This window comes from Segatella paludivivens DSM 17968 = JCM 13650 (assembly GCF_000373185.1).
Taxonomy (GTDB): Bacteria; Bacteroidota; Bacteroidia; order Bacteroidales; family Bacteroidaceae; genus Prevotella; species Prevotella paludivivens.
Genome location: NZ_KB890649.1, coordinates 1 through 14,075, shown reverse-complemented (window position 1 = coordinate 14,075; position 14,075 = coordinate 1). Strand labels below are relative to the sequence as shown.

Genomic DNA, 14,075 nt, shown 5'->3' with positions numbered 1-14,075 from the left:
ATATGAAACTTCACCAATTAATAAAAGCATACGAGTTTGACGAGATAATGCCTGTCATTAACGATATGTTTCCAGGTACGGCTCAATTTCGTGATCCATTAAATGAAGCCTACAACATTATGGTTTCTATACGTCCTGTAGCTTCTTCTAAGAGTATTAAATATAAGCTGAACAAGGGCAAAGGTGAAGAACAATACATGGGTGCCGAAGATTCATGCTTCAATGGTCCATGGGAAGTAACACTTGGCAAAGACGTATCTCGTGAAAAAGGTGTAGACCTCAATGATATAGAGATATTAGCAAATTGCTTAGTTAACATGTGCTTCCTTGGAAGATATCCTCAAGCGTTTGAGAAGGCTCATCAAGCATTGCTTAGAGAGTAAAAGATATATAAGTTAAGTAAGAGGCTGCATCATTATAATGATGCAGCTTTTTTTTGTTAACTAATTAAAAAAACCGTATAACATTATTAAATAAACGAGAAAACAGATGGCATTTTAATAAAATCTGAGAATAATCACTAAATTTGGTCAATCTTAAGTACCGGAAAAACAATTCACTTATATCTAATATAAATAGTAACATGTCAAACTAAAACAAATTCTATGTATTTAAAATTAAGAAAAGTCTCATTGGCTTTGCTTTTGAGCATGCTTTGTATGGCTTCTTTTGCACAAAAAACCATTCAAGGTACAGTCAAAGACAACACTGGAGAACCACTTATTGGCGTAAGCATAGTCAGCGGAAACACTGGTGGTACAGTAACAGACCTTAACGGTGATTTTACTCTCACCAATGTCAACGACGGTACTATCCTTAAATTCTCTTATGTTGGTTACAAGAAACAGTCCATAAAAGTAGGCAACCAAACTAAATTTAATATCGTTATGCAAAGCGATGACAAGACACTTGATGAATTGGTTGTCGTTGGTTATGGCGTAATGAAAAAACGTGATTTGACAGGATCAATATCATCTATCAAATCATCTGATTTGGAAAAAGTTGCTTCAGCAAATGCTATGCAGGCCATGCAGGCAAAGATTCCAGGACTAGACATTACACAATCTTCTGGTCAGGCTGGTGGCAGTCTAAACATGACGTTGCGTGGAACTCGCTCTCTCTTGGCACAAAACGGTCCATTAGTTCTTGTTGACGGAGTTCAATATGGTTCAACTATTGATATCAACACTGATGACATAGAGTCAATGGAAGTATTGAAGGATGCTTCATCAACTGCAATCTATGGTAGTAGAGGTGCAAATGGTGTAATCATCATAACAACAAAACATGGTAAAGCTGGAAAAACAAAGGTAAACCTTAATGTCTACAACTCATTCAACAGTCCTACAAGTACTCCAACGTCAATGTATGGTGACACCGAAATGAATCGACTGATTGACAAGGCCAACTACATTGCAGATAAGACAAGTGGTAAATGGGGTACTTCAAATGCCACAGCTGAACAAGTAACAGCAGGATATAAACTTGATGACGGTACCGAGACTTACAGCATTTATCAGGACAAGTCTTACACAAACTGGGGCGACCTTATTCTAAAGAACTCTGCATCACAGAACTACGATCTTGCAGTATCTGGTGGTAACGAAAAAACGAACTTCAATGTTTCTCTCGGTGCAATGTATGATAATGGTCTTATGGATCAGGATAAATTGAGCCGTTATAACGGTAAAGTAAATATAGACCACAAAATCAACAATATGTTTAAGATTGGCGGTAGTCTAATGTTCTCTTATAAGAATAACGACAAAGCCAATTCTGGAGTATTTGCTCAAGCATTGAAGATGACAACAATAACTCACGCCTATCTATCAGACGGAAGCATCAACACAACTCCTAACCCATGGTATGCTGCTCACAGCAATCCTCTTCTTGACATGGTAGACGGTCGTTTCCAGCATAATATAGAAACAACACGTTTCTTTGGAAATGCATACGTTGAGTTCACCCCATTCAAAGGTCTGATGTATCGCTCATTATTTAATGTTGATCGTTCAGATGCTCGCGATGGTTTGTATCAGGATTATGAAAGTACAACTCGCTATCAGAGCCCTCATACTAATTATATTTCATCAAACAAATACAACACAACAGCCCTGACATGGGATAACACCATCAACTACAATACTAATTTTGGTGGTTCAAAAAGTGACTTAACAGCATTAGTTGGTCATGAACTGTTGCAGTCTGTATATGAATCTACTAATATATTCGGTGACGCAGGAACAACACATTATTATGAAAGTTCTTTCTATGACTTATCAAAAATCGCGTCTCCTACAATTAGAAACGGATATACAAAGAATAGTATGCTGTCATTCTTCTCACGTGTGAACTATTCTTATGATAGCAAGTATTTGGCAACATTATCACTTCGTGCTGATGGAGCATCACAACTTGCAGAAGGTCACAAATGGGGATATTTTCCTTCTGCAGCATTAGGATGGCGTATTACAGAGGAGAAATTCATGGCAGGAACAAAATCATGGTTAGACAACTTAAAACTACGTTTGTCATGGGGTTTATCTGGTAACTCAGCCATTGATGCATATCAGACTTTGTCTACATTGAACTCCTCGTCAATCTACTACAATTTTGCTGGTAACGATGTTGCTGGTAAGATACCTAGTCACATGGGTAATCCTGACCTTAAATGGGAGAAGACTTCTTCTTTTGATGTAGGTTTAGACTTTGGGTTCTTAAACAACAGAATAAACGGTAGCGTTGATATGTATTTCAGCAAAACTAATGATTTATTGTTCTACAAGTCTGCTCCTACTTCTTCTGTATTCCCAAGTGTTATATCTAATATCGGTAAGACCAAGGGTTCAGGTATAGAACTTCAACTAAACACTCTTGTCATTAGTTCGAAGAACTTCAGTTGGAATATTAACTGGTCATATTCTCACATGTCTGATAAGATTACAGAATTGACAGGTGGCATTAACAAATATGAAACTGGTAATAATAATGGTGCAAGAATCGTAGGCGAACGCGTCAACACATATCTAGACTATGAGACTTATGGCACATGGGGTGTGGGCGAATTCGCTAACTACATAGCAAGCCATAAGTTCTATGACAGTAACGGTAATGAAGTTGCAGCAAGTTATCCTTCTGGATACGGAGATCCAGGTACACTTAAAATCTCAGATCGCAATAACGATGGAAAGTTATCAGCCGATGACCGCAAAGTTTACAATGCTGATCCAAAAGACCTCTTTGGTATGAACAATACGTTCACATACAAGAACTTCTCTCTTAGCGTTCAGCTTATGGCACGCCTTGGTGGCTATATACCATACGCAATGAATAACCGACTTGATTATGAGACGGCCAACTGGGGCGGCGGATGCACAGACTATTGGACTTATACAAATCAAAATGCTAAATTCCCAAGTCCTGGAGCTGACAAGTCTATCTACACCACTTACGGTTCATCATTACTATATGAGAAAGCCGACTTCCTCAAGATTAAGGATATCACGCTATCATACAGTCTACCGAAAGCGTGGATTACAAAAATTGGTCTGAGCAATGCAAGAATCTATGGTTCCTTAAAGAACTTCATTACATTCTCTCACATAGACAACTTCGATCCTGAAGCTGGTGGTGGTTTTTCATTCCCTCTTGCCAAGCAAGCAGTTATCGGTATTAATCTCGAATTCTAAAAGAAATAGAACATGAAAACAAAAGTATTATTATATATAGCCGTTTCATCATCATTACTATTTGGAACAACGTCCTGTTCAGACTTTCTAGATGAAAAGAACAAGACTGGTGAAACAGCAGACATCACTTATGCTACGAAATCTGGTATTGAGGGATTGATTTCTTCATGCTACGCATTCCAGCGTGGATGGTATGGAAAAGAACCAGCTTTAGGTCTTACAGAAGGTGGAACAGACTTATTCTATTATGGTTTTGATAATAAGCAGAAGTCAATGAACTCATACAACATATCTTCTGTATCGCTAGACGATAATGTAAATGACAATCCTTGCCTTGATCAATATTGGGAAATGGGCTATGCTGGTATTGATGTATGCAACAATGCATTAAAATATGTGGCAGAATGTTCACAGATTGATGATGCAACCAAAGCCAAGTATAAGGGTGAAGCTGAATTTTTAAGAGCACTCACATATTTTAATATGGTAAACATGTGGGGTGCCATTCCATACAATGACGCACCAATCACTGCCCAGAACACTAATCCTATACGTATGCCAGAAAACGAAGTATATGGTAAGATTCTAGCAGATTTAGACAATGCCATTACTGACTTAGCTGCAGTTACAACAAAGGCTAGCGGACATGCCACAGTATGGTCTGCACGTGCATTGAAAGCTCGTGTTCTATTGTATGCTGCATCATGGATAAATGGGCAACTCAATAAACAAGTAGCAGGAAACGACAAGTATTCAAACATGGATTCTAAAGCTCTTTATTCAGCTGCAGCTACAGAGGCTGACGCTGTCATCACCGGAAGTGGAGCTACTCTATATTCTAACTACAGCGATTTATGGTCTATGAATAATGAGGACTGGACAAAAAATAATGAGGCATTGTTTGGAGTTTCATATTCAAATGATTTGCAATCTACTGTAAACTGTATACCTCCACGTTATGGAAGCAACACAGAATACAACAGCCTTATCACACGTACAGGTTACACTCGTGGTGGTAGTTCTATGTTGCTGATGTTTGTACCTCTCTGGAACAATGGATGTAATGATCTTGGTGGAAACGGAACAAAGAACACATGCGTATTCTATCGTGCAACAGATGACGGGAATACAATAACAAGTAAGAAAACAGGACAGAATGTTGCTGTAGCTGCAGCATATTCACCTTACGGTCGTGGCTTTACTCGCTATCTTCCGTCTTTACACTTATGGCGTATACTTGCAAAGCATCAGACTACTGATCAACGTTATCAGGGAACAATGCTTGATGCATATCGCATTGCAAATCATGACCTTTCACAAAATGCAAAGAACTATACCAAGATGGGTGCATGGGCTGATAAAAATATCACTGATGCCAGTAAACTACAAGCGTTCCGTGATACAGCTATCTACTATAGCATCTTAGACGGAGACTCGCAAGATGGTAAGGTTTTACAGGCTCGGGCAAAAAATCGCTATCGCATTCAATTCGCCATAGGTGGAGATATTCCTGTCTATACATCTACCGACGAGTCAAAAGCTCTTCCTACAACTGGTGGAAAAACAGTATCTGATGTATATGGTGATGGACGCTATAATGATCCAAAGATTGAAGGATATCGTTCTTTCCCATGTATATCTAAGTTCCTGGATAATGTTTATGACAAGACTTATCCAACTTACGACATCTCTTATCGTGATTTTTTCGTTCTTCGTTTAGCAGAGATGTATCTCATCAAGGCTGAAGGTCAGCTTGGATCAGGTGGTGCCACAGATGCTCTTACAACTATCAATGCACTTCGTAAGGCTCGTGCTATATCAGGACAAGATAACTCTTTAAGCAGCATATCTTCTATCGACGATATTCTTGAGGAACGTGGTGTTGAACTCTGTGGTGAATTCCAACGTTGGTTCGACCTTAAGCGTACAGGTAAACTCGTTGAATACGTGAAGAAATATAATGCGCAGGGATCTGCCAACATTGACAGTCATCATTTATATCGTCCAATACCAGATGCAGAAACAAACTCTGTTACCAATTTGACAACAGATGAAAACAGCACTACTGGTTTCTGGCAGAATAAAGGATATTAATCAACTCCTAATAACAAGAAAAAAGAGATTAAGGTATTTCCTTAATCTCTTTTTCTTATGTTGTATAATCAATATCATTTAGTCTTCAGTCATTTCTTCATCATCGCCTTTTTGCTGTTGACTTCCTGTATCCTGCTGTGTATCCTTTAAAATAGAGACACTACCAGTTCTTGATACTTTTACCTCAAGTGGAATATACTCATCACTCAATTTGTCCGGTGAGCCTACACTTGCAGCAAAATACATATTGTCTCCTTCTGCCCTATCAAAGACTACACCCAAAAGCACACCTTTTTCATTATAAGAATTATCAATATACGAAGAGAAATCTGACTTTTTAAATTCACGTTTAAAGAATTCGGTGCCATCTGTTCTCAATATTCTTACAATAATCTTATTATCATAATATTTGTTTCCTGAAGCATCATCAACAACTGTCGAAGATGTTTCTGCCATTCGTTGTACTACAATAGAATAATTATTCCCAAGCCAATTCACCTGACGTGTCTGAGAATAATCGCCAGTTTTTTGAATTGTCTTCTGAACTTCAGCTACCGGTTTTTTAGTTATTATATCACCGGTTCGTTTGTCTTGCTTGCAAGATACAACAGCTATAGCTAATGCCAATGCCGCAACATAACATGTCTTCATTTTGCTTGCCTTAAATTATTATATTATGCAAAGATACTGCAAACGAGTGGAAAAGCAAAATAAAACGTGTTATATTTTACAGAATGGAATATTACATTATCGTTGCTAGATTACATTAAAAATAGCACAAAGATAAAGAATTAAATATTTTATTGAAAACCATAGTTTATGTTCTATGTGCATTGAAATTAAGTAATATTGTAAAATAAGCAGAAAACATTACATACAAATACGATATTTTCCTCTGGAAATTTTGTTTTATAGAAAACATAGCTTATATTTGCATTGTTTTCCAAAGGAACATATATCTCAAGGAATTATAATCAGAAAGAAATCACGAACAATATAATAAAAACGAATATGAAAGAGAGTACTTTTAAATGGATGAACAGAATACTCGTTGATTGGAACATATCACGTATCATTCGAATGATTTTTGGAATAGGCCTATGCGTAATGGGCATAACTTCTAAAGAGAATGTAATAACACTTTTCGGTGCATTGCTTATGTTCCAAGGGATATTTAATTTATCGTGTTGCGGAGCAGGAGGCTGCTCTTTGTCAAACGATAAAAGACAAGTTTACAAAGACATTATAAAACCATACAAACCAAAGAAATAGCATTATCATTAAAGAATAAATAACAGTATATAAACATTTAAACACAGCATATATGAAAGCAATTCAATTGACTAAAGAGGAGTTTCTTAAAAAAGTAGCAGACTTCGAGCATAATCCTGCAACATGGGATTACCTTGGTGACAAACCAGCAATAATTGATTTTTATGCAACGTGGTGCGGTCCGTGCAAGGCAGTAAGTCCTATTATGGAAGAACTGGCTGAAGAATATAAAGACAGTATCTACATATATAAGGTAGACACGGAACAAGAGGAAGACCTCGCAGCTGTCTTTGGAATAAGATCCATACCATCAGTATTGTTCATTCCGATGAACAATGCACCACAAATGTCTGTCGGAGCCATGCCAAAAAGTGGCTTTGAGAAAGCTATCAAAGATATTCTACTCGCTAAATAAGAAGATTACTTTTTAACCCCCATACAAGAAAAAAGATGAATAAAATAAAGTTTTTTTTGATTGCAGCCGGGTATATTCTTATGAACTCAATAGCAATGAGCGCACAACCAGAAAATCATATTTCTATGGAAAACGCTGTTGCTATTGCCGCAAAGAATAACGCCAACATACAGATAGCGGAACTTGATTACCGGATATCTAACGCAAACTATCATCAAACAGACGCTGTATTTTTACCTCAGCTGTCTGTCAATTATACAGCTATGGTTACCAACAATCCCTTGAATGCATTCGGATTCCTACTGCAGCAAGGTATTGCTACATCACAAGATTTCGAACCTTCAAAATTGAACAATCCAGGAGCGACACATAACTACGGAACTTCTCTCGATGCCAAACTCCCTATATTCAATCTTGATATGATTTATGCACGCAAAGGCGCAAAACTTCAGCAAGATGTATACAAATATAAATCGGCATATACTAAAAATTATATAACATTTGAAGTTAAGAAAGCCTATACCCAACTACAGTTTGCATATCAGTTGATACAGATATTACAAGGAACTTTGATTGATATAAAACAAATTAATCAATCAGTTAACAACTTCTACAAACAGGGATTAGTACAAAAATCTGATGTACTGAATGCAGAAGTGCAATTAAATACGGTAGAAAGCGCACTCTCTAAGGCAACAAGTAATATAGAGAACGCATCTGAAAGACTGAACCTCATCGCTGGAAATCCTCAAGACAAGCAAAGCCTGTATTCTACTGATTCTCTGACACAGGAGATTATCGGATTTGAAAACAAAGAGCTTTCTGAAACACGATCAGACATCATGGCAATGAAAACTGCTCTTAACGCATCAAAGATGATGGCTAAATCATCAGAGATGGCTCTCCTACCTAAAGTAAACGCATTTGGTAGTTATCAACTGAATGATAATAAAGTTTTTGGCTTTAATAAAAACTCTTATATGGCTGGTATTTCTCTATCATGGAACCTATTCTCTGGAAATCAGAACCATAGTAAGATAAAATCTGCTAATTATACAACTAGCAAGATAAATAAAGAATTGAATCAATTTATTGATGAAAGCCGATTAGAACTTAACAAAACACGACGAGATTTGAATGATTTGCAAATTGAAATCAAGAAACACGATACAAGTGTGGCACAAGCAACCGAAGCTCTCAGAATTTTAAACAACAGATATAAAGAGGGACTTGCCAGCACCACAGATGTTCTCACAGCCCAAGCACAACTCTCTCAGCAGAGAATTGCTTTAGCCCAGACAATCATGTCATATAATATCACGAAATATTATACAGAATTACTTACATCAAATTATTAATTCACATCAAATCAGTTATAACAATGAAAGTACATACATTTTTATACATAGCAGCAATTGCGGTGCTTGCATCATGCTCATCTAAATCAAATAAAGAAAAAGAAGAGAGTGCGGTACGAGTAAATACCTATTATCCTACAAGTACTAACAGAGAAGAAATCTTTATCAGTGGTATGGTATCTGCCAAACAGACTGCTGTAATCAGCACAAAGGTGATGGGATACATTGATAAGATTTATGTGAAGCAAGGTGACATGGTTAAAAAAGGTCAGACTCTTTTAATCATAAACAGTAGTGATATAAAAGCTAAAGAAGCTCAGGTCAGGGCTATGATTATCGAGGCAAACGCTGCCGCAAAAGATGCTCAGCGAGATTACCAAAGATATAAAGTACTGCACGAAGAAAAGAGTGTTTCTGATAAAGAACTGGAAAACGTTGCACTAAAAAACACTTCGGCTAAAGCGCGTCTGCAAATGGCAAGACAGGGATTAACAGAAGTGAAATCAATGCTCGCTTATACCAATATAAGGGCACCTTTCTCTGGAGTCGTTACACAGAAAATGGTAGATGAAGGCACTATTGCCAATCCAGGAATGCCACTGCTCTCAGTAGAACAATCCGGAGATATGAATGTAACCGCATCTGTTCCTGAAAACTATGTAGCGTATATACATGTTGGCGACCATGTAAAGATTGATATCAAATCTTTGAGTATCAATATAAACGGTATCGTCAGCGAACTAAGTCCATCTGCAACAATGACAGGAGGACAATATGGGATAAAAATCTCTATCAGTCAGAGTGACAAGGCCAAACTACGTGCTGGTATGTATGCCGGAATCCATATTCAAAATAAGAAAGCAGCTGGAGGTACGTCACAAATACTTGTCAATAAATCATCTATCGTAACAAAAGATCAACTCACTGGTATTTATGTTGCAGGTAAAGACAACAAAGCTATTTTGCATTGGGTGCGTCTCGGCAAGGAAACAGGAGATCAAGTAATCGTATTGTCTGGTCTTAGTGAAACCGACCGAGTGATAGAGAGCGCTCATGTGAAACTATACAATGGACAAAAAATTATCATAACAAACTAAAACACGAGCTATGGAAAATGGAATTTCAGGAAAGATAGCCAATGCATTTATCAAATCCAAGCTAAGCATATTGCTCGTTTTTGCATTTTTGCTTTTAGGCATATTCAGCATATATTATATTCCACGCGAAGAGGATCCTCAAATAGAAGTTCCTACAGCGGACATTATGATCGGATACCCAGGCGCTACACCGAAAGAAGTGGAATCTGGAGTGATACAACCGATGGAAAAGATTGTATCAAACATCAAGGGAGTGGAACACGTATATTCTACCTCTATGAATGGCATGGGTATGCTCACCGTACAATTCTACGTTGGCGAAGACTCAGAACGGTCTTTAGTAAAATTGTACAACGAGATCATGAAAAACATGGACCGCATGCCACAAGGTACAACGATACCTCTCGTTAAAACACGTTCAATTGATGATGTTCCAGCTTTGGCATTCACGCTATGGAGCAATAAGATGAGCGGATATGAACTAAGACAGGTATCTGAGGTTGTAGGTAACGAAGTCAAAAAAATACCGGATGTTGCACAAGTAAAAGTTATTGGGGGGCAAAGCCGTCAGGTAAGAGTGATACTTGACAAAGACAAGATGGCTGAAAGTCATGTAGACTTCGGGACTATTTCACAATCTCTTCAGGCAAACAATGTCCAGATGCAAAGCGGTAATATCGTTACCGGAGATAAGACCTACTCTGTTCAAACAGGAAACTTCTTTGCTAATAAGGACGAAGTTAAGAATATGATTGTCGGTACAAATGGCAATCAGCCTGTATATCTTTATCAAATTGCAGACGTTGAAGACGGACCTGAAACTCCTAAGCAATATGTTTCATTCAGTTATGGAGCAGCCGAGGCAAAGGAGAAAGCTAATATGCCAGATGATTATTCTGCCATAACGATATCTATCGCCAAGAAAAAAGGATCAGATGCGATGAAACTGGCAGAAACTGTTATTAACAAGGTAAACCAGTTGAAAGAGAATGTTATCACAAATGACATCCACGTAGATGTAACACGCAACTATGGCGAAACAGCATCTCACAAAGTATCTGAACTGTTAATGCACTTGGTTATTGCTATTGTCGCTGTTACCTTGTTTGTAATGCTCGCTATGGGATGGCGCGGAGGACTAGTCGTATTCTTGTCTGTCCCAATCACATTTGCACTAACGCTGTTTGCCTACTACTTTCTGGGGTATACACTGAATAGAATTACGCTTTTCGCCCTTGTCTTTGTCACGGGTATTGTAGTAGACGACTCTATAGTCATTGCAGAAAACATGCACAGACATTTTAAGATGAAAAATCTACCGCCACTTCAAGCAGCACTCTTTGCTATCAACGAAGTCGGCAACCCTACTATTCTTGCCACATTAACGGTTATCGCTGCCGTATTGCCAATGGCATTTGTATCAGGAATGATGGGGCCATACATGAGTCCGATGCCTATCGGTGCAGCTATTGCGATGACATTCTCGCTATTGATTGCATTAACGTTAACACCATATTTCGGATATCACTTCTTAAGATTTAAAGAGAAAAAGAGCAACGGTGCGGCAGAAGAGAAGTCATCTACCGAATTGCATGAGACATTTATATATAAAGTATATTCTAAAATAACAACACCATTTCTTGAGAGCAGAAAAAGAAGATGGACTTTCATGGTGTCATTAACCGTCATTCTGCTAGCAACATTCGTACTGTTCTTTACGAAATCAGTACCTGTAAAGATGCTACCATTTGATAACAAGAATGAATTCCAGATTGTTGTTGACATGCCTGAAGGAACAACTTTGGAACGTACATCTGCGGTAGCCAAAGAACTTGGACTATATGTAAGCAAAAACGACAAGGTGACCAACTATCAAACCTATGTAGGTACATCAGCACCTATAAGCTTTAATGGACTGATACGCCATTACGATTTGCGCTCAGGCAATAATATAGCTGACATACAGGTCAACTTGATTGACAAGGGAAAACGTAGCGAGCAAAGTCACGACATTGCAAAATCAATGCGTGCAGACTTGCAGGCTATCGGTAAAAGATATAACGCAAATGTGAAAGTCGTTGAAGTTCCACCTGGTCCTCCTGTTATGTCAACCATCGTAGCCGAGATTTATGGTCCTGATTATGAGAAACAAATCAATGTTGCCAGTCAGGTTAAAGACATCTTGTCAAAAACAGACAATGTTGTAGATGCTGACTGGACTGTAGAAGATAATCAGACTGAGTATAAATTCGTAGTGGATAAAGACAAAGCGATGAAACTGGGAATACCAGAGGCACAAGTGCTACAAAACGTCAATGCTGCTTTAGCAGGTATGCAGATTGGTATATTGCATCGCCCATCTAGTGTAGATCAAATTGGCATCGTATTACAAATGCCAGAAAAAGACAAGTCTAGTATAGAAGATGTCCTGAGCATGAAAATTGTAAACAAGCAAGGCATGGCTATACCTATTGGAGATTTGGTAAAAGTAACTGAAGGACCAAAAGATAAAAGCATTAACCGCAAAGATCAGAAAAGAGTGGTCTATGTAACAACTGATGTCGCTGGAAAATTGGAAAGTCCAATATATGCAATGTCTGATGTATCAAAAAATCTATCAAAAGTAAAATTGCCAGAAGGTTATAAGCTAAACGAAGAGTACAACAAGCAACCAAGCAAAGAAGATAACTTCACGCTGAAATGGGATGGAGAATGGCAGATAACCTACGAAGTATTCCGCGATTTAGGAGTCGCATTCCTATTCGTATTGATTATTATCTATGTACTGATTGTGGCATGGTTCCAAAACTTCATAACGCCTCTAGTACAATTATCGGCTATACCGCTATCTCTAATTGGTATTATCTTGGGACACTGGATCATGGGAGCATACTTCAGCGCCCCATCCATGATCGGCTTTATTGCCCTAGCGGGTATTATGGTGCGTAACTCTATACTGCTAATTGACTTCATCGACCTACGATTAAAAGAAGGAATTCCACTTAAACAGGCGATTGTGGAATCAGGAGCAGTAAGAACCACCCCTATCCTACTCACAGCTGGAGGTGTTGTGATAGGTGCAATTGTAATACTCTTCGATCCTATTTTCCAAGGATTGGCAATATCTCTCATCGGAGGAACTATCACATCAACAGTGCTCACTTTAATTGTAGTTCCACTATTATACTTTAAAATGCTAAAAAACAAAGTAAAGTAACAGAATTATGAAACTGACAATCATATTAAGTATCAAAGAAAGCCATGACCAAGTAGCCCAGCTACTTGATCAAGCTGGCGTGAAGAGGTTTAGCACAATAGATATAACCGGATTTAAAAAGAACAAGAGCTCTCAACTATTAAATTGGTTCGGAGAAAATTCGGGTAATGCAAAAACCAATTCCATTCTGTTTTTCTGCTTTACTACAGAAGAAGAATCATCACTTGTAATAGAGAAAGTTAACCAATGCAATATGGATTCAGAATTTAGCTTTCCTGCTCACGCATTTGTTATTGATGTAGAGAAGAATTCAATATTATTATAAAATACTATCATTATGGAAAAAGAATATATTATCAGAAGAATAGCCGGAATTATGATTATAGTTGGCGTCGTGCTGGCATATTTTGTATCTATACTTTGGTTATTACTTCCACTTTTTGTTGGTATCAATTTATTGCAATCATCGTTTACGAAGTTCTGCCCATTAGATTTGATATTAAAAAAGAAAAAATAATACACGTAAATACCTTAAAGATAGCCTATAAACAATGTGTTATCACAACATATACAGGGCGTTAAAAAATGGAAAATATTTCATGTAGATACTTTTTTTTCAACATATAGATGTAATTTTGCACACAAAATAGGAAAACAAGAGAGGATGTCATTTCAACTGTGTCATGAGTTAATACAATAAAAAGTATTAATCGCTGTTTTTACAGTATAATAATGTTATCAAAATGACACAAGAAGAGTATTCTGAGATGTTATCTCAGGCAAAAGATCAGTTTAAGAGTGGCACCGCCTTGTTTGGTAAAGATGGTGCTTTTCACCGTGTATTGGAAGATTTTCTTAATGCCGCTCTTGAAGGAGAGTTGGATAATCATCTTGAGGCAACCAAGCCTTTGAATAAAACCAATCGTCGTAATG

11 protein-coding genes and 1 pseudogene are annotated in these 14,075 nt (G+C 37.6%); 11 read left to right on the top strand and 1 reads right to left on the bottom strand.

Features of this window, described 5'->3' with window-relative positions; translation table 11 throughout:
- The first annotated feature begins 2 nt into the window (after positions 1-2).
- The 3 genes from B045_RS0108345 to B045_RS0108335 all read left to right on the top strand — a co-directional run bounded on the left by B045_RS0108345 (position 3) and on the right by B045_RS0108335 (position 5,783).
- The gene (locus B045_RS0108345; RefSeq protein WP_018463818.1) at positions 3-383 is read left to right on the top strand and encodes a hypothetical protein; all 381 of its coding nucleotides are present in this window, start codon (positions 3-5) and stop codon (positions 381-383) included.
- 222 nt (positions 384-605) lie between these two features.
- Complete coding sequence (locus B045_RS0108340; RefSeq protein WP_025884242.1) at positions 606-3,689, top strand: SusC/RagA family TonB-linked outer membrane protein; 3,084 nt, start codon at positions 606-608, stop codon at positions 3,687-3,689.
- Positions 3,690-3,701: 12 nt separating this feature from the next.
- Positions 3,702-5,783, top strand: coding sequence for a RagB/SusD family nutrient uptake outer membrane protein (locus B045_RS0108335; protein WP_018463816.1), 2,082 nt, complete (start codon positions 3,702-3,704; stop codon positions 5,781-5,783).
- A 78-nt stretch (positions 5,784-5,861) separates the two neighbouring features.
- Here B045_RS0108335 and B045_RS0108330 read toward each other — a convergent pair whose 3' ends face one another.
- A complete protein-coding gene (locus tag B045_RS0108330) occupies positions 5,862-6,434 on the bottom strand; it encodes a DUF4738 domain-containing protein (protein ID WP_018463815.1) in 573 nt (190 codons plus the stop codon).
- A gap of 360 nt (positions 6,435-6,794) precedes the next feature.
- On the opposite strand from B045_RS0108330, the gene B045_RS0108325 reads away from it, so the two are divergent.
- The 8 genes and pseudogenes from B045_RS0108325 to B045_RS0108295 form a co-directional block, all read left to right on the top strand.
- Complete coding sequence (locus tag B045_RS0108325) at positions 6,795-7,055, top strand: hypothetical protein (RefSeq protein WP_154650133.1); 261 nt, start codon at positions 6,795-6,797, stop codon at positions 7,053-7,055.
- A 19-nt stretch (positions 7,056-7,074) separates the two neighbouring features.
- The gene (trxA, locus tag B045_RS0108320) at positions 7,075-7,470 is read left to right on the top strand and encodes a thioredoxin (RefSeq protein WP_373277757.1); all 396 of its coding nucleotides are present in this window, start codon (positions 7,075-7,077) and stop codon (positions 7,468-7,470) included.
- Between the two features lie 35 nt (positions 7,471-7,505).
- Positions 7,506-8,828: a TolC family protein gene (locus B045_RS0108315; RefSeq protein ID WP_025884246.1), complete on the top strand. Its 1,323-nt coding sequence runs from the start codon at positions 7,506-7,508 to the stop codon at positions 8,826-8,828.
- 23 nt (positions 8,829-8,851) lie between these two features.
- A complete protein-coding gene (locus B045_RS0108310; RefSeq protein WP_018463811.1) occupies positions 8,852-9,925 on the top strand; it encodes an efflux RND transporter periplasmic adaptor subunit in 1,074 nt (357 codons plus the stop codon).
- A gap of 10 nt (positions 9,926-9,935) precedes the next feature.
- Positions 9,936-13,142 carry an efflux RND transporter permease subunit gene (locus B045_RS0108305; RefSeq protein WP_018463810.1) on the top strand — a complete coding sequence of 1,069 codons (3,207 nt, stop codon included), beginning with the start codon at positions 9,936-9,938 and terminating at the stop codon, positions 13,140-13,142.
- Between the two features lie 7 nt (positions 13,143-13,149).
- Positions 13,150-13,467 carry a hypothetical protein gene (locus tag B045_RS0108300; protein WP_018463809.1) on the top strand — a complete coding sequence of 106 codons (318 nt, stop codon included), beginning with the start codon at positions 13,150-13,152 and terminating at the stop codon, positions 13,465-13,467.
- 12 nt (positions 13,468-13,479) lie between these two features.
- Positions 13,480-13,659 carry a YgaP family membrane protein gene (locus B045_RS15090; protein ID WP_081618615.1) on the top strand — a complete coding sequence of 60 codons (180 nt, stop codon included), beginning with the start codon at positions 13,480-13,482 and terminating at the stop codon, positions 13,657-13,659.
- Between the two features lie 226 nt (positions 13,660-13,885).
- Positions 13,886-14,075: pseudogene (locus tag B045_RS0108295) on the top strand (IS256 family transposase); the annotation flags it as partial.

Coding starts and splice junctions, on each gene's coding strand:
- B045_RS0108300 (WP_018463809.1), top strand. CDS start 13,150: ATGAAACTGACAATCATATTAAGTATCAAAGAAAGCCATGACCAAGTA.
- B045_RS0108340 (WP_025884242.1), top strand. CDS start 606: ATGTATTTAAAATTAAGAAAAGTCTCATTGGCTTTGCTTTTGAGCATG.
- B045_RS0108335 (WP_018463816.1), top strand. CDS start 3,702: ATGAAAACAAAAGTATTATTATATATAGCCGTTTCATCATCATTACTA.
- B045_RS0108305 (WP_018463810.1), top strand. CDS start 9,936: ATGGAAAATGGAATTTCAGGAAAGATAGCCAATGCATTTATCAAATCC.
- B045_RS0108310 (WP_018463811.1), top strand. CDS start 8,852: ATGAAAGTACATACATTTTTATACATAGCAGCAATTGCGGTGCTTGCA.
- B045_RS15090 (WP_081618615.1), top strand. CDS start 13,480: ATGGAAAAAGAATATATTATCAGAAGAATAGCCGGAATTATGATTATA.
- B045_RS0108345 (WP_018463818.1), top strand. CDS start 3: ATGAAACTTCACCAATTAATAAAAGCATACGAGTTTGACGAGATAATG.
- B045_RS0108325 (WP_154650133.1), top strand. CDS start 6,795: ATGAAAGAGAGTACTTTTAAATGGATGAACAGAATACTCGTTGATTGG.
- B045_RS0108330 (WP_018463815.1), bottom strand. CDS start 6,434: ATGAAGACATGTTATGTTGCGGCATTGGCATTAGCTATAGCTGTTGTA.
- B045_RS0108315 (WP_025884246.1), top strand. CDS start 7,506: ATGAATAAAATAAAGTTTTTTTTGATTGCAGCCGGGTATATTCTTATG.